The organism is Vreelandella zhuhanensis, from assembly GCF_009793355.1.
Classification (GTDB): domain Bacteria; phylum Pseudomonadota; class Gammaproteobacteria; order Pseudomonadales; family Halomonadaceae; genus Vreelandella; species Vreelandella zhuhanensis.
Genome location: NZ_WTKP01000003.1, coordinates 114,942 through 131,268 on the forward strand (window position 1 = coordinate 114,942; position 16,327 = coordinate 131,268).

The 16,327-nt window shown below is 60.5% G+C and carries 12 protein-coding genes; 5 read left to right on the plus strand and 7 right to left on the minus strand.

Annotation, left to right across the window (positions count from 1 at the left end; all coding sequences use genetic code 11):
• Positions 1 to 6: 6 nt before the first annotated feature.
• Positions 7 to 420, minus strand: coding sequence for an alternative ribosome rescue aminoacyl-tRNA hydrolase ArfB (gene arfB / locus GPM19_RS04820; RefSeq protein WP_160417759.1), 414 nt, complete (start codon positions 418 to 420; stop codon positions 7 to 9).
• A 796-nt stretch (positions 421 to 1,216) separates the two neighbouring features.
• Here arfB and GPM19_RS04825 point away from each other — a divergent pair.
• The gene (locus GPM19_RS04825) at positions 1,217 to 1,876 is read left to right on the plus strand and encodes a Crp/Fnr family transcriptional regulator (protein WP_319928097.1); all 660 of its coding nucleotides are present in this window, start codon (positions 1,217 to 1,219) and stop codon (positions 1,874 to 1,876) included.
• A 97-nt stretch (positions 1,877 to 1,973) separates the two neighbouring features.
• On the opposite strand, the gene GPM19_RS04830 is transcribed toward GPM19_RS04825, so the two are convergent.
• The 4 genes from GPM19_RS04830 to recC are packed head-to-tail and all read right to left on the minus strand — an operon-like array spanning position 1,974 to position 12,368.
• The gene (locus tag GPM19_RS04830) at positions 1,974 to 2,726 is read right to left on the minus strand and encodes a DUF1499 domain-containing protein (protein ID WP_160417761.1); all 753 of its coding nucleotides are present in this window, start codon (positions 2,724 to 2,726) and stop codon (positions 1,974 to 1,976) included.
• A gap of 26 nt (positions 2,727 to 2,752) precedes the next feature.
• Positions 2,753 to 5,014, minus strand: a complete 2,262-nt coding sequence (recD, locus tag GPM19_RS04835) for an exodeoxyribonuclease V subunit alpha (protein WP_160417762.1) — start codon at positions 5,012 to 5,014, stop codon at positions 2,753 to 2,755.
• A complete protein-coding gene (gene recB / locus GPM19_RS04840) occupies positions 5,011 to 8,718 on the minus strand; it encodes an exodeoxyribonuclease V subunit beta (RefSeq protein WP_160417763.1) in 3,708 nt (1,235 codons plus the stop codon). Before recB ends, recD begins: the two co-directional genes overlap by 4 nt.
• On the minus strand, positions 8,715 to 12,368 hold the full coding sequence (gene recC / locus GPM19_RS04845; protein WP_160417764.1) for an exodeoxyribonuclease V subunit gamma: 3,654 nt from the start codon (positions 12,366 to 12,368) through the stop codon (positions 8,715 to 8,717). Before recC ends, recB begins: the two co-directional genes overlap by 4 nt.
• Positions 12,369 to 12,594: 226 nt before the next feature.
• Here recC and GPM19_RS04850 point away from each other — a divergent pair, with 226 nt between their 5' ends.
• Positions 12,595 to 12,783, plus strand: a complete 189-nt coding sequence (locus GPM19_RS04850) for a hypothetical protein (RefSeq protein ID WP_160417765.1) — start codon at positions 12,595 to 12,597, stop codon at positions 12,781 to 12,783.
• Positions 12,784 to 12,897: 114 nt separating this feature from the next.
• Here the strand turns inward: GPM19_RS04850 and GPM19_RS04855 are convergent, their stop codons facing one another.
• Entirely contained in the window at positions 12,898 to 13,176 is a 279-nt protein-coding gene (locus tag GPM19_RS04855) for an XRE family transcriptional regulator (RefSeq protein ID WP_160417766.1), read from the minus strand.
• Positions 13,177 to 13,370: 194 nt separating this feature from the next.
• On the opposite strand from GPM19_RS04855, the gene purE reads away from it, so the two are divergent.
• A complete protein-coding gene (gene purE / locus GPM19_RS04860) occupies positions 13,371 to 13,886 on the plus strand; it encodes a 5-(carboxyamino)imidazole ribonucleotide mutase (protein WP_160417767.1) in 516 nt (171 codons plus the stop codon).
• 26 nt (positions 13,887 to 13,912) lie between these two features.
• Positions 13,913 to 15,025 carry a 5-(carboxyamino)imidazole ribonucleotide synthase gene (locus tag GPM19_RS04865; RefSeq protein WP_160417768.1) on the plus strand — a complete coding sequence of 371 codons (1,113 nt, stop codon included), beginning with the start codon at positions 13,913 to 13,915 and terminating at the stop codon, positions 15,023 to 15,025.
• A 29-nt stretch (positions 15,026 to 15,054) separates the two neighbouring features.
• Here GPM19_RS04865 and GPM19_RS04870 read toward each other — a convergent pair whose 3' ends face one another.
• Positions 15,055 to 15,315, minus strand: coding sequence for an alkaline phosphatase PhoX (locus tag GPM19_RS04870; RefSeq protein ID WP_227842161.1), 261 nt, complete (start codon positions 15,313 to 15,315; stop codon positions 15,055 to 15,057).
• Positions 15,316 to 15,340: 25 nt separating this feature from the next.
• Here GPM19_RS04870 and GPM19_RS04875 point away from each other — a divergent pair, with 25 nt between their 5' ends.
• The gene (locus GPM19_RS04875) at positions 15,341 to 16,240 is read left to right on the plus strand and encodes a prenyltransferase (protein ID WP_160417769.1); all 900 of its coding nucleotides are present in this window, start codon (positions 15,341 to 15,343) and stop codon (positions 16,238 to 16,240) included.
• The last annotated feature ends 87 nt before the right edge of the window (positions 16,241 to 16,327 follow it).

Sequence of the window (16,327 nt, forward strand, 5' to 3'; positions counted from 1 at the left end):
ACCTGTTCAGGAAGATACCTTGCCGCGTAATACCTTGGTCTTTCCCTTTTGGGTTTTCTTGTCCACGCGTCGGCGTTGAGAGCCCTTGGTGGGTTTTGTGGGACGTCTGACTTTCTGTTCCTTCACGGCGCTCTGGATGAGTGTCTTGAGCCGTGCCAGCGCATCTTCTTTATTCAATTCCAGCGTACGAAAGCTTTGTGCCTTGATCACGATAATGCCTTCCTTGCTGATGCGCTGGTCGGAAAATGCCATCAAGCGCTCCTTGTAGAAGGGCGGCAGGCTGGAATGTGTAATATCGAAACGCAGATGCACGGCAGAGGCGACCTTATTGACGTTCTGTCCGCCTGCTCCCTGAGCGCGGATCTGGCTGATGTCGATTTCCCAATCGGCCAGTTCCACCGTATTGGAGATACTAAGCATGGTTTACCTCATGGTCATTGCTCTATGGCTTCACTCAAGGCTAACACATCGCCTTGACGACTTTCGGGTGTGCGACGACGCTTGATGGGCGCGCGAAAAGGAATTCTTATACCGAGCTCCCCATAGATGAACCAGCGGCACGCCGAAGGGAGCGTGAACTGGACGAAGCCAGTGAAGAGTCCTTTCCTGCCAGTGACCCGCCCAATTTCACCTTGGATGAGGAGGGAAAGGGTGCCTGAAAATATTCCCAGGGTGATTTCAAGATTTAGCTGATCTACACATTGCAAGAAAATTATCGTTCAGAAATTGATTAAAGTTAATGTGAGGGTGTTCGGTAGCTTGGGATACTAATTTCCACGGAGCAGTAACATCGGAACAAGCCAAGGACGGCTGCCATGGAAGACAGGCCAGGACGGCACTGCATGGAAGACAAGCCAGGACGGCACTGCATGGAAGACAAGCCAGGACGGCGCCGCATGGAAGAGCGACGAGGTGGTAGCCCAGCCTTTGTAAAGGTTGGGCTATTTTTTTATTTTTGTAATTATGCGAAGCATTCGATTGCCTGCTATCCTAATCTGAGTTAGGATTTTTTATTAGTTTATTAGTTTATTAGTTTATTAGTTTATTAGTTTATAAGTTTATAAGATTATAAGATTATAAGATTATAAGATTATAAGATTATAAGATTATAAGATTATGAAGTGAGAAATTTATTAAAAATATAAGGTGCCTAGTTAATAAGCTGCAGAATTTTCAGGAGCATACTTCTCAAGAAATTAAAATTCTTGAGAAGGCCATTGTTAGTGAGAAGTTTTTTGCTAGGGATGAAGACATTATCCGGCAAGGTGAATCCCCCAAGCACGTTTACCTTGTGATGGAAGGGTGGGTGAGTCGCTTCAGAAATAACCATGCTGGAAAAAAGCAGGTGCTCAATTACCAGCTTCCAGGGGATTTCTGCAACCTCCATACGACATTGGCCAAGAAGATGGACCATACTATTTCCGCTCTGGTTCCTTCAAAGATCGGTTTTATACCCCATCATGAAATTTATAATATCTATGAAAATCATCCGCATCTTGCTCAATCCCTGAATTGGACATCATTGATCGATATATCAATTCTTCAGGAATGGCTGGTCAATCTAGGCCTGCGCTCCTCCGATCAACGCCTGGCACATTTGCTCTGTGAGCTCCTTATACGTGCGCGTGCCGCCGGTTTGACGGATGACCATCGTTTTGAATTACCTTTGACACAGGCGCAACTTGGCGAGGCCATAGGTATCACGCAAGTACATACCAACAGGGTGATGCAGAGGCTTCTTAAAGAAGGACTAATTACTTTCAAGAATAAGAAGTTTCACATTGATGACTGGAATGGCATGAAAGAGTATGCGGATTTCGATGCGCTTTATCTGCATCTGGAATGTGCCGATTCCAGCTTGGAAAAAGATATCTGAAAAACAAATAGTCTTTGGCCCTGCAAGCAAGATGGTAAAGCAGAAATTTTTAATATTCCCTCCGGGCCATTCATGACGGTGGGGCTAGCTCGATTTTTCACGCCAACCGCTCTTCCAGTCTTTCCAGAAATGCCTTGATACGCGCGGCGTTGGTTCCCATATCGCTACGGCCGATACGCGAGGCGGATCGCATGTCGACACGTACCCCGTCGTCGGTTTGGGTCAGGCGTATGACCACATCGTCTTGAAAGCCGAACCAGGCCGTGGTGGCGGTGGCTTCGATTTTGTCGTCGGTGACGGCGGCTAGTTGCCAACCGGCATTTTCGACTTCCGCCTGTGCGGCACCAAGTACCGTTTCCATCGAGGCTTGCACCACTAACGGTTCGACATTCGGATAGGCCTGGCGCTGCTGACGCGCGGTGGCCTCGCCGGGGTAGTCCACTGCATTGGGGGCTTCTTCCCGCGCCTGAGCCAGTGCCTCGAAGGCGGGCGGGTCTTGGGTATCGGTGGTAATGTCATGGATCGGCGGCACGGCCTGGGCACGCTGCCAGTGTTGCCAAGGTACGCTCAATAGGGCAATAGCCCCGAGAATGGCGAGCCCGCTGAGTAGCGCCGGTGCCGTGCGGCGACAGATCGCCGCGATAAGCAGTGCGACCAGGCCTATTGCAGCGGCGCCAATAGTGGCGTAAACCCCGAAGCGCAGCGTATTGAAGGCCTCTCCCAGCGTGAATAGCTCCAGCCGATAGGCCGGCCCGGCCCCGGCTATCAATAATCCGCCAAGCAGTAACGCCAGCAATGCCAAGCCTGTCGCAAGCGTCGGCAAACGACCCCCACGGTTGGTTGTTTTCATCGATTTTCCTCTCTCAGAAGCCGCCGCTAGCCGGTAGTGGATGACAGCTGCCCCAGGCCGCTGATTCGGGTGACTTCACGGGTAACGGCGTCATCCAGCATGCCGCGCCCGCTTTCTACCAGCGAAAGCCAGTGGCGCGCGCGGGTAATGCCAGTGTAGACCAGCTCACGGGTGAGAATAGGGTTGGGGGCATCGGGGAGCAGCAGGGCGGTATGCGTGAATTCCGAGCCTTGGGACTTATGCACGGTCATGGCGAAAACGGTTTCCACCGCCTGTAGGCGCGAGGGCAATACCCACTTGATGCGTCCACTGCCGTCGTTGGCGGAAAAGGCCACACGCAATAGCTTGCGGGCAGGCGCTTGAGGGTTGGGCAGCGCCAGGCTGATGCCGATATCCCCATTCATCAGGCCCAGGCTGTAATCGTTGCGCGTGACCAGCACCGGGCGGCCTTCATACCAGCCGTGCTCGAGCTCATGGTCGCCGGCTTCGAACAGCCTTGCGCGGCGCAGGGCTCGGGCGATACGTGGGTTGAGTCCTTCCACTCCCCAAGGGCCCTTGCGCAGGGCGCAGAGTAGCTGAAAACTGCCGTGGGCTTTCAGTACATCCAGTGCCCAGGCGTCGAACAATGGGCGCTGGTGTTCGAGCGTTGCCAATGGCGGCGGCCGCTTGGCGGACAAGGTTTCCAGATAGTGGCGGTAGCCGGTAGGGGGAGAAAGTAACGAGCCCTTGCGATCATGCCGCCCTTGCCCATGGTTGGGAAAGCCGCCGGGGTTGCCGTTGACCACCAGCCGCGCCAACGCCGGATCGTCCGCATTTTCGAGGCGCAGCTGGCTGATATCCACGTAGCTTTTATGCTGCTCGTCGGGTTGAAATACCTTGCGCACCGCCCGGCGTTTATCCGCTGGGCTGTGGCTTTCATCCAAGGGGCGATTGACTGCCTGGGCAAGGCGACCTATGCCGCTGTCCGCATCGAAGCGGTGGCTGACCCGCAGCATGGCAATGGCCTGGTCCAGCGCCTGGCCGTCTTTCGCCCGATAGGCGGCGGGAATCGTGGTGCCGGTCATCTGTTCGAGCCAGGTACAGGTGTCGGGGGTGTAGCGAGCGCTTACTGCGTTCTGACATAGATCGCCCAGCACGGCACCCGCTTCCACCGAGGCGAGCTGATCCTTGTCACCCAGCAGTACCAGCCGAGCGCGAGACGGCAAGGCATTGAGCAGGGCGGCCATCATCTCGATATCCACCATCGAGGCCTCATCGACCACCAAGACATCCAGTGGAAGAAGGTTACCCGCATGGTGGCGAAAGTGGCGGGTATCGGGGCGTGAGCCGAGCAATCGGTGCAAGGTGCTGACCTGGGTGGGAATGGCCTGGCGCAGCCGGTCGACGCCTTGCTCTACCCCTGAGGTGTTGCCGCCAAGGCTTGCCAGGCTGTGTAAATCAAGCTCCTCGACCTGCTTGGCGATGGACTCGTTCAGGCGTGCCGCGGCCTTGCCGGTGGGCGCGGCAAGCTTGATGCGCAGTGGGCGCTCACTTTCCTCTTCGCCCAGCTGCAATGCCTGAAGCAGGGCCAATAGCTTGACCACGGTAGTGGTCTTGCCGGTGCCCGGACCGCCGGTGATCACGGCGAAAGGCGAACGACAGGCCAGGGCGCAGGCGAGTTTCTGCCAGTCGAGCGCCTCAGCCTGGGCCGAGGGAAACAACGCCTCCAGCGCCGCCGGCAAGACGTTTGAAAAGCTGGCTTGGGTAGGGGAGTGCGTCCAGGAGGGCTGGTCAAGCCGGGTACTGATCTGCCCACGAATATCCTGCTCGTATTGCCAGTAACGGCGCAAATAAAGCCGGGTGGTGCCGGCGATATCCCGGCGCACCAATGGCGTGGTACCGCTGCCTTCGGAAACGCCATGCTCGATCAGGACGGGATGTGCCAGAGCTGCCTGCCAGGTTTGCTGGGTCAGGCTGCCGAGCACTTGGCTGGGCAGCGGCGGTGGGTCGTTGAGGTCGTCACCTTCCGGGGGCAGCGAAAGCGCCAGGTCCGGGGCGGCCAGCGTGGTCGCAAGGTCCAGACACACATGGCCGCGCCCCAGCTGATGGCTGGCGAGCGCTGCGGCAAGTAACAACAGCGGCGGGGCGTCTTGCACTTCGCGATGCAGAAAAACCACCAGCGCACGGTCCAGCGCCCGCAACCAATCGCGCTCCACCCAGCGTTCGAGCAGGGCGAAGAGTTCATCGACGCTGTTCAATGCCGGGTGGGGCACGACGGGCTCATCCAGGCCTTCGAACAAGTCTCTCATGCGCTTCTCTCCGTGAGCTCTTCCCGGCCCTGAAGCGACGCCTGACCTTGAAACAGTGCATCGAGCCGTTCGATCAACGCCCGAGGCGGACGCTCGGCATAGACACCGCGGCTTTCGGGCTGGTTGGTACCGCGCAGGAATACCGTCAGCGAGCCACCGATGTGGCGGTCGTAGTCATAGTCGGGCAAGCGCGACTTGAGCAAACGATGCAGCGCCAGCAAATAGAGCGCGAACTGCAGGTCGTAGCGTTTCTCGGCCATGGCGGTAAGCATCGCGGCCCGGCGGTAGGCGTCGTCATCCACGCCCAGGTGGTTGGACTTCCAGTCGGCCACGTAATAGCGGCCCTGGTATTCGAATACCAGATCGATGAAGCCTTTGAGCATGCCGTTGAGCGTATCGGCATCCAGCGACGGGCGTGGCGTCCCCGAAAGGGTGTGAGTGCTGACGATGGCATCGAGCTTTCGCGTGTCGACCCGGTGCGAGGCGAACCAGAATTCCATTTCCACCTGGTAGGCGCTGAGTTCGCGCAGCTGCAGCGAAGCGCCATCCGCCACACCGGGCAGCGGCAGGGGGGTGGCCGGCAGGGCTTCGAACCAGCCATCGAGGGTGGCGAGCCACGGGGTCCAGCCGCGCAGCTGGCAGCGCCGGGCGAGCATGTCGCGGCGTGCGGCGGGGTCGCCTGCCACCTGAGCGAAGCCTTGGCGGCCGGCCCATTCCAAAAGCCCATGCAGGAAAGTGCCGGGGCCGGGGCCGCGGGGGAAACGATGCAGCGTGGGCGCGAGCGGCCCGGGGTAACGGCTGCTGTCCTGGGGCTCTTCGAGCACTTCGAAAACATTGGCTTCCTGGGCGGTGGCGGGCTCCAGCGAGGCGGAAATCCGCAATGCCGAGTAACTGGCGATCCACCAATGCTCGCGGGCGGGGCGCAGGGGAATCAGGGCGTCGCCCAGCAGAGTGTCGTCCTGGCTGAGATCGATCCGCTGTGCCGTGACGGGAGGCGCCGCTGAGAGAGTGATGGCGCCGCAGGCCTTGTCTTCCCCTCCCTTGAGCGCGGCCAGCGCCTCGCCGAACTTGTCTGCCGCGATGGGCTTGCCGTCGTTGAGCATCTGGCCGATGGCGCTGTCTTCCAGCCCCTTGAGCGGCGCCATGCCCAGCCAAGTGGCGTGGCGGGCGCGGGTCAGGGCCACGTAAATCTTGCGCAGATCCTCGCCCAGGCGCTCGCGGTCGGCAATCGCCACTGTCTGTTCATCGGCCGATAGGCTGATTTGCAACCGGCCCTGGGCATCGTGCCAGCGCAGCGGTGAATCGCTCGCCTTGGTGGGGCGTTGATTGCAGATGAACGGCAGGAACACCAGCGGGTATTCCAGCCCCTTGGACTTGTGAATGGTGATCACCTGCACCAAGTCGGCATCGCTTTCCAGGCGCAGTTTGTGGGCGTCGCCTTGGCCTGTCGGATCGGCGATGGCCTCGGCCAGAAAGCGGATCAGCGCATGTTCGCCGTCGAGTTCCTGGCTGGCGTGCTGCAGCAGCTCCCCCAGATGCAAAAGGTCGGTGAGGGCGCGCTCGCCTTCGCCTGAGGCACCGCTTTCCAGCAGCCGTGCGGGAACCGCGAAGTCGTTCATCAAGCGGCGTACCAGCGGCAACACTCCCTGGCGTTGCCACAGCTGATGGTAGCCGCGAAATTGCATGACCCGCGCTTCCCAGGCCAGGTCGTCCTGTTCCTGGGAACCGCTCAAGGCATCCAGGGTTGCCAGATCTAGCCCTAATGCCGGGCTTGCCAGGGCGGTTCTCAACAGGCGGTCGTCACTGGGATCGGCGCAGGCGCGTAGCCAGGACTCGAGCTGAGCGGCGATGGGGGAGGTGAATACCTTGTCCTTGTCGGAAAGATAGACACTTTTCACTCCGCGACGGGACAGTGCCTGGCGGATCGCCCGCGCCTCACCCAGGCCGTTGACCAGCACCGCCATGTCCGAAGGGGCAAGCGGCTGGAATTGTTTCTCGCCGGTGAAACCGGCCCGACCCTGACGGCCTTGAGCCAACAGCTCGACCATGTAGGAGGCACAGCGTTCGGCCATGGCCGTTTGATAGGCACCCTTGGCCAGGGGCTCATCGGCGTCCAGCTGCCACAGGGTCATGGCCGCCAGCGGCTTGCCGTCCAGGGTAAGCGAGTCCTTGCGCCCCTTGGCGGTTACCGCATGAAAGGGCACCGGGTTGGAGGCGTCTTCCTCCTTGAACAGAAAGGCCCCGCTGGGGTGCTGGTCGGCATGGCTGAAGCAGTGATTGACGGCGTCCACCATGGCCGCGCAGGAACGGTAGTTGGTGCCCAGGGTGACATGGCGCCCGGCGGTATCGCGCCGTGCTTGCAGGTAGGTGTGAATATCGGCGCCCCGAAAGGCGTAAATCGCCTGCTTGGGGTCGCCGATCAGAAAGACGCCATTGTCGGGCCGGTTTTCACCGATGCGGTAGACGCAATCGAAAATCCGGTACTGGACGGGGTCGGTGTCCTGAAATTCATCGACCAGCGCCACCGGGAACTGCCGGCGTATCTGCTCGCTCAAGGCGTCGCAATTGTCGCCTTCAAGAGCGCGGCCAAGGTGGAGCAGCAAGTCATTGGGGCCCATTTCGGCGCGGCGTTGCTGCTCGTGGTCGAGGCGCTTGCGACACCATTGCACCGCATGCGTCAGCAAGTCGGCATGGGGGTCGGGCAGCGCATCGAGCTCGGCGGGCAAGGTGGCCAGCGCGACGAGCGCCGGATGGGCGGGTGGTTCGCCCTTGAGCCAGATTTCCGCCATGCCCTCGGGGGTCAGGCGTTTCCAGGCGGCGGGGGTCAGGCCTGGCCAGATAGCCTCACTCGCGCTCCAGTCGCGCAGCGCGCCCAGCCAGCTGCTGCGGCTTTTCACATTGAAGCTCTGCCCCTTGAACGCCTTCTGTTGGGCGGCCTGTTCGAATAGCTCGACAAGCTGCTCGACCCAGGCGGCCCAGGGTGCCTTGAGGGCGTCCAGACGTGCCTTTATCTGCGCTTGGCTGGTGGCGATGGCCGCGTCGGGAGGCGGCGCCTTGGCCCCCAGGGCCGCGCATTCGGGCAGCAGGTTTCGCAAGGTGGCGTGCAGGGCTTCCGGCGACTCCCAGTAACGGCAAATCACGCTCAATTCGTCGCTCGCCAGGGGGTAGTAGAAGCTGCGCCAGTAGTCGCGCACCACCTCCTGTTCGAGTTCGTTCTGATCGTTTTCCAGGTTGAGCGAGAACAGGCTGCCGCTGTCGAAGGCGTGCTCGCGCAGCATGCGATAGCACCAGCTGTGAATGGTGGACACGGCGGCTTCGTCCATCCATTCGGCGGCGAGTTGCAGGCGCCGGGCACAGGCCGACCAGCCGGCCGGATCGTAGTCCTGACGCAGTGCCAGCAGTAGCTCGTCACCTTCGGGCTCGCGTTCGGGTTGCAGGAAGACCTCGGCGGCCTCGACGAGCCTTGCCCGAATCCGCTCACGCAGCTCCTGAGTGGCGGCATTGGTGAAGGTCACCACCAGAATTTCCGGGGGGGTAAGCGGCCGGGCATAGGCGGCTTCATCGTCGGCATGGCGGGCGCCGAGCACCAGGCGCACGTAGAGCAAGGCGATGGTAAAGGTCTTGCCGGTACCGGCGCTGGCTTCGATCAGGCGGCTGCCGTGCAGCGGAAACCTCAAGGGGTCGAGTTGGCTGATCTCGCTCATTTCCCCCCTCCCTTTACCGCCTGATAAACCGGCGCCAGCAACCGCTGGGTCAGGCTGGCGAAATCGTATTCGGCAAAATCGTGACCGGCAGGGCTTTCCGGGTGACGGTTGGCTTCGGTCAGCGCCGAAAAACGCTGCCAGCGGTGCGCCAGGTAGGGGTTACGGGCGACTTCGCCGGAAGCGAAATCATCTCCCTCATAAGCCTTGGCGGCGGCGCGCCAGGCATCGCTCTGGGCATCGCTGTCCGGCGTGCCTTCCTTGGCCAGCCAGGCAAAAGCGGTGGCCGGTGCCAGAGGCAGCGGCATGCGCATACCAGACTGCCAGGTGGTGATCAGGCTCTCAAGATGCCGGCGAGCGGCTTCGGCTTCCAGCGGTGCCAGGGTGACGTTTCCTGCCTTAGAAAGAAGTTGCGTGGTCATGGGGCTTTCCAGGTTACCCGCCAAATGCGAAACCCAGGGACGCAGCAAGTGATGCCAGTGGTAGGTTTTTTTCTTGATCAGGCTGCTGCTGAGTAGCAGCAACCGGCAGCGGTTGCCGTGACTATCGGTGCGTATGGCGTCCAGCCAGTCCTCCAGCGGTGGCGAGCCGGGGTGCGAATAATACACCGGCTGTGGTTCCTCCATGGCATGGGGCCACTCTTCCAGGGCGTTCGCGTAGTCCTCGAACAGCGCCGCCATGGGGTCGGCGAGCTGCTGGCGCATACGCTCGGCGAAGGCGCCCATGGCCAATACACCCTGGCCTTGCAGGCGTTCGAGTGTGTCGTGCAATGCCTGCTCACGCGGCTGGCCGTTGTCGATGGCGTGGCGCTGCGCCTGGATCAGGGTATCTTGCAGCTGCCAGTTTTCCAGGCCGTTCAGGGTGAAGGGTTCCTGGTCGAGGCTCAGGATATCCTGCTGTTCGAGGTAGATCTTGAGCCGGGTGGTGAAAAACGCCTTGGTCGGGTCGCGCAGAAAATTGCCCAGCTGGCTCAGCGTCAGGGGGTTATCCTGCTCGAAAGCGGCCAGAGGGCCTTCGGTTTCCGCGTCTTGCGAAAGCTTATTCGGAAGGTCGCTGAGTACCAGAGGATCGCTGTGTACCTCGCGCCATTCATGGGCATAGGTGATCAATCGCTGGGCGGCGACATCGCAAGCGGCGTGTTGCGCGGGGCTGGGGAAGTAGACACGGCTGAACGGCTGCAAGGGGTGTTCGGTGGTCAGGGCCGCGAGCAACGCTTCCCCGGCGTCTGCATCTGCCTGGCTGTCTCGCCAGCCCGCCTTGAGATGGTCGCGCAGCTGGCCGACCAGCACCGAAGGCGGCTTGTCGGAGTTATCCACGATGCTACGTCCCACCCAACTGAGATAGAACTGGTCACGCGCCGAAAGCAAGGCCTCCAGAAATAGGTAGCGGTCATCCTCGCGGCGCGAGCGATCGCCGGGGCGGTAGTCGACGTTCATCAGATCGAAATCCAGCGGGGGATGGCTTCTGGGGTAGTCGCCGTCGTTCATGCCCAGCAGGCAGACGCGCTTGAAGGGAATCGCGCGCATCGGCATCAGGGTGGCGAAGTTGACCGCCCCGGCCATGAAGCGCTGGGAGAGACTGTGCTCATCGATCTGTTCCAGCCAATGTTCGCGGACGATGGCCAGCGGCAGCTCATTCACTAGCCCGGCTTCCTCGGTGCTTTCCTGAAAACGTTGCAGGGCGTCTTCGAGCTGGGTCAGCATCAGGCTGTCGCGCGCGTCCTCGGCGCGAAAACAAGCTTCCAGTAGACCGCGCAAGCGCTGTGCCCACTGTTGGGCATCGCTCGGGCTCTGAAGCTTTTCCCACCAGTCCTCCAGCGTTTCGAGCAAACCGGCCAAGGCGCCGGCCAGGGCGGCTTCCAGGCCGCCGATATCATCGAAAGGCTCGATGCCTTGCCAGGCGCCGCTTCCGGCATTGCCCAGGGTGTAGCCCAACAGCAAACGGCGTAGGCCGAACGCCCAGGTGTTCTGTTCCATGCCCTCAGGCAGGTCCAGGTTGTGACGCTGGCCGCTGTGCAGCCCCCAGCGAATGCCGGCGCCTTGAATCCAGCGCGCGAGAGTCGGGAGGTCACTTTCCTGGATACCGAAGCGTGCACGCAGTGCAGGTACCTCCAGCAGGTCCAGAAGCTCGCTCACCGACAGGCGCAGTTCGGGTAGGCGCAGCAGGGTTTCCAGGGCAATCAACAGCGGTAAACGGTGGCGGCTACCCTGGTCGGAAAGCGTAAAGGGAATATAGCGCGGGTCGTCGCGTTCGAGCCGGCCGAAGACCGCCCGTATATGCGGGGCATACTGGTCGATATCCGGCACCATCACGATGATGTCTCGGGGGCGCAACTCGGGGTCGCCACTAAAGGCGGCGAGCAGCTGGTCGTGGAGTATTTCCACTTCGCGCTGGGGGCCATGAGTGACATGAAACACGATGGACGCGTCCTGACGGGGATCAGCGTTCGGCCAGTGCTCGCGGGTTTCCGCTAAGGGGCGCAGTTCGCGGATGTCGTCCTGCAGTTGATGCAGCAGGCGGGGCTTGTCCGACTCATCGACGAAGGGTTCGAACAGATCGATACGCAGCGCCTGATGTTCGAACAACCCCTGATAGGCACCGGCGTCGTCGTGTTCGTCGAGCAGGCGCAGGTAATCGCGCCCCTGCTTGCCCCAGGCCGCCAGCAGCGGTTGGGCGTGCAGGTGCAGATCGGCTTCGCCATCGCCTGCGCCCAGCACATCCAGGCGTTCGGGCATACCGCTCTTGCGCCGTTGGCGACGACTTGTGGCTCTCAAAAGCTCCTTGTGCTCGATGATATCGGCCCAGTAATACTGGCAGGGATTATGCACGCACAGCAGCACTTGGCTGAAGCGGGCGATGGCGGCCAGGGCTTCCAGGGTTTGCTGGGGCAGTGAGGAAATGCCGAACACGATCACCCGGCGCGGCAGGCCGGGCGGAGGTTGAGACGCGCTGAATGCCTGGGTGGCGTCGAGAAAGCGCCGATGCACCTGGGCACGGCTCGAAGAAATGTCATCCTGGGCGATGTCGTTGGCGACACTTTCACAGACAGCCCGCCACAGCGCCGGTTGCCAGCGCTGAGCATCGTCCAGGGGCTTGGGTTCGCCATGGGCGCCGAGCAAGGTGTCCTGTCCTTCGGCCCAGACTTCCAGCCAGTCGGCGCGATAGACCTGATATTGGTCGAAAAGGTCGGCCAGGCGCTCGGCGAGTTGATGGTGCTTGCGCAAGTCGTTATCACCATCCAGAAACTGGCGCAGCGCAGCGAACTCTTCGCGTTCGACCAATTCCGGCAGCAGGCGCAGCAATCGCCATACCAGGCGAGACTTGTCGAAGGGCGAGGTGGTGGGCACGGCGTCTGTTTCGCCCCCACCTTCATGGGCGTTGAGCACCGAGCGATACGCCTGCCACAGAAAGCGTGCCGGCAAGCTGATATCCAGTGCGGCGGCGATACCCGCCCCGCCCTGGGCCGCGTCTTCGGCCAGCGCCAGTTTCAGCCACTGGCCGATGCCGTTGCTCTGTACCAGGATGGTCTCGTTTTCCAGCGGGCCGAGAGGATGGCGCTGCATCCATTCCACCGCCAGGCCGCGCAGGTCTTCCATGCGGTTGCCATGGATGACCATGAAACCGGGTGTAAGAGCGGCGGCAGTGCTGAGCATGGCGGTTCCTTCGCGAGGTTTCGGGGCTAGTCAGGCAGTTTCGGGGCTGGTCAGGCAAGGCGTATGGTGCCATAGCATAAGGGTCGAGTCTGCTATCAACTCGATGCCTCTTGGGACGAGTGGCAATTGGATCGAGTGGCAAGCGGCGTTGCAAGACCAGCGGACTTGGCTAAGGTGAGAAGTGACTACGTGCTTTTATCGAGACAGAATTTTAACAGGAGTCAATATGCCTAAGGCGAACAATAAACAAGCCCGTATCGAGCCTATCTATGAGGCCGACGATCTGCATCAGAACGTGATCGGTTGGCATGTGATAGATGAAACGGAGCCCGAAAACGAGGTGGTGGTCAGTGAACATGAAACACAACAGGAGGCGATCGAGGCGGCCAAGGAATTTGAACAACGCGAAATTTGAAAGCGCTAGGCTTCATCAATCCGCAGTCTAGGCCATTCAAGGCACAGAATAACAAGCGCGCCATAGGCGCGCTTGTCGTTCGAGATAGGTGGGTATAGCAACGTCGCACTGGTCTTATGGTGGCGTGAGCTCCGGTTCGATGGTGCGGCGCAGGATGAGCAATTCATCGAGGCTCAAATGTTCCAGGCGACCGGATAGCAGGTCGCTAATCTTCTGCACGGGAAGGCCTGCACGCTGAGCGATTTCACGGCTTCCCAATTCCGAGGCGGCAATCAGCCGGGTAAGAATGCGCATCAAGCGCGTGCGTTTTTCCAGTTCCCTGACGTCGAGGTCAGGGCTGCTTCGCGGAGGATCAACCAGATCCGTGCCAGCGAACGAATGTGCCGTACTCATGGTGCTCCAATAGGCAATTGCGACAGGCACAGAATGCCGCTAATCGCAGCGCATTTTCAATGGAAAAATGATGAAAATTTCATTGCCGAGGCAAATGCCCTGCGAATGGCTGGCTCTGGTAGACTGTGCGCCTTATTTTTCGGGTGTCATTGCACCGCGTTTTCTCGATTGGCCGCTTGGCCGAGGAGTTATGGATGTCGTCGAACAGCTCGCCCAAGGTGGGTGTGATCATGGGGTCAAAGTCGGATTGGCCGGTAATGGAACATGCCGTCGCCATGCTGGAGCGTCTGGGCGTGAGCTATGAAACCCGTGTGGTATCGGCACATCGCACCCCGGATTTGCTGTTCGACTATGCCAAATCCGCCGCCGACCGTGGCCTTCAGGTGATTGTGGCCGGTGCCGGTGGTGCAGCGCACCTGCCGGGGATGGTGGCCTCGCAAACGCCGCTTCCTGTCTTGGGTGTGCCGGTGGAGTCCAAGGCGCTCAAGGGACTGGATTCATTGCTCTCGATTGCTCAGATGCCGGGAGGCATTGCCGTGGGCACGCTGGCGATTGGCAAGGCAGGTGCCACCAATGCCGGACTTCTGGCAGCGCAGATCGTCGGCTTGCATGATAAGGCCGTGCGCGAGGCCGTCGAGGCGTTTCGTTCCGAGCAGACGCAGAACGTGCTTGATAACCCGGACCCGCGTCCCACCCCCGAGTCACAATGAGCCTGAACCGCAATGAGGATAGCACCATGAATATCGGCATATTGGGAGCTGGCCAGCTGGGCCGGATGTTGGCACTGGCCGGTTATCCTCTGGGTAATCGGTTCACGTTTCTGGACACCACTGGCAACCCCAGCGTGGGCATTGGGGAGGTGATTGTCGACCCGGAAAACACCCAGCTCGAGACCTTTCTCGACCAGGTGGACCTAGTGACCTACGAATTCGAACATTTGCCCGTCGAGCTGGTACGCGAGATCGAAGCGCGCAAGCCGGTGTATCCAAGCAGCCGTGCGATTGCGGTATGCCAGAACCGGGTGGAAGAAAAGACGTTGTTCGAGCGCCTGGGCATTCCCACCCCGGCCTATCGGGTGGTGGAAAGCGCCGAGCAGCTGAAAGCAGCAGCCCTTGAACTGGGTTGCCCGGTAGTGGCTAAGTCGGTCACCGAAGGCTATGACGGCAAGGGGCAGGCGGTACTCAAGACGCCCGAACAGGCCGAGCAGGCCTGGGCCGAGATCAAGCATTCCAAGCTGATCGTCGAGGCTTTCGTCGATTTTGTGCGTGAGGTCTCGATGATCGCCGTGCGCGGCCGCGATGGCGACGTGGTGTTTTATCCCATGGCGGAAAATGTCCATGTGGACGGTATTCTGCGCTACTCCCTGGCGCCGCTGCCCGATCTGGACGAAGGCGTTCAGCAAACCGCCGACAGCTATATTCTGTCTTTGCTCGATGAACTGGATTACGTCGGCGTGCTGGCGCTGGAGTTGTTCCAGACGCCTGATGGCGGACTTCTGGCCAACGAGATGGCACCTCGGGTGCATAATTCGGGCCACTGGACGCAGAACGGTGCCGTCACCAGCCAGTTCGAGAATCATTTACGTGCCATTCAAGGTCTGCCCCTGGGCCAGACCGCCGCACTGGCACCGACCTGCATGGTCAATGTCATCGGTCGTGAAGGTGACAGCGCTGACATCCTGGCGTTACCCGATGCCCATCTGCATCGTTACGACAAAAGTGAGCGCCTCGGTCGAAAGCTGGCCCATATCAACCTGGTGGCGCCCACCCATGGTGAGCTTCTGGAGAAGGTGCGTCGCTGCGCCGCTTTATTGCCGGAGGCTTCCGCGCCGCGCTTCAGCTTCGAGTAGGCCTAGGCTGCTATTTTAGGCGCCCATCTTTAAGCGCCTATGATACCGCCGTCCTCACGGCTGATGACCAAGGTGGCCGAGCGGGGAAGGGCCTGTCCGCCTTCGGGCCAATGACTGGATAACTCGCCACTGGCGAAGGCTTCGGCGCTGGTGCTTGCGCCGGGGTACTGGACATTGACGAACAGGGTGCGTTGGTCGGGGGTCATGATCACGCCGGTAATTTCCTGGCCGACTGGGCCGGTGAGAAACCGCTTGATCTCACCGGTTTCAGGATTGGCTGCATGGTGCAAAAAGCTCGCCTCGGAGTCGTCCGATATGATGACAATGCAGACCGTATTTCAGGCAACAAGGCCCGGATTTCTGATCTTGGCCCCGCTTTGTGCCCTGCTGGGAATCTTGCTGGCGGTGCACCAGCCTATCTTGCTGGCTCCCTTGGAGATCGTGTTAGTCATGGTGGGCGGGTTGTTGGCTCATGCTGCCGTCAACCTGCTTAACGAATACGAGGACTTCCATTCGGGGCTCGACCAGATAACACAGCGCACGCCATTTTCAGGCGGTAGCGGCGCTCTGCCAGCCGAACCCACGGCAGCACCGGCGGTATTGAGTGCGGGGGTGGCAGCGCTAGTTGGCGTGGTGGCTATCGGGGGCTACTTTTTCTGGGTGCGAGGTTGGCCGGTGCTGGCTTTCGGGACTATCGGGCTGGTGCTCGTCGTTACCTATACGCGCTGGATCACGCGTTCAGCATGGCTTTGCCTGCTGGCCCCGGGAGTGGGATTCGGCTTGGCAGTGACTCTGGGCGCACTGATAGCGCTCGGTGGCCGAGTCGATTTGTCGGCACTGATGGTATCTGTGGTGGTCGGGCTGCTGGTAAGCGAGTTGTTGCTGCTCAATCAGTTCCCGGACAGCGAGGCTGACCGACATATTGGGCGCCGGCACCTGCCGATCGCGATTGGACTGCACCGCGCCGCTTGGCTGGTGGTCGTGATGCTGCTTGGGAGCTATGCAGTGACAGGACTGGCCGTGCTGACCGGATGGCTACCAGTGGCAGCCATGTTGTCCTGGCTAACACTTCCTGGTGCGCTTTGGCTGGCCTGGCAACTGCCTGGGGCACTGAAAGATCGGTCGCGTCTCGAGCCTTTGATGGGGCTCAACGTGGTGGTGTTGCTGGTGACTCTTGCTTTGCTGGCGGCAGGGCTTTGGTTAGGTTGGCCCTGACGCTCGGGTTCGTGGAGGGCGAAGATGGCGTAGGACATCGACGGCTACAGCGGCGCCACCCTGCGCGGCAACAAGGTTCGCTCGGCG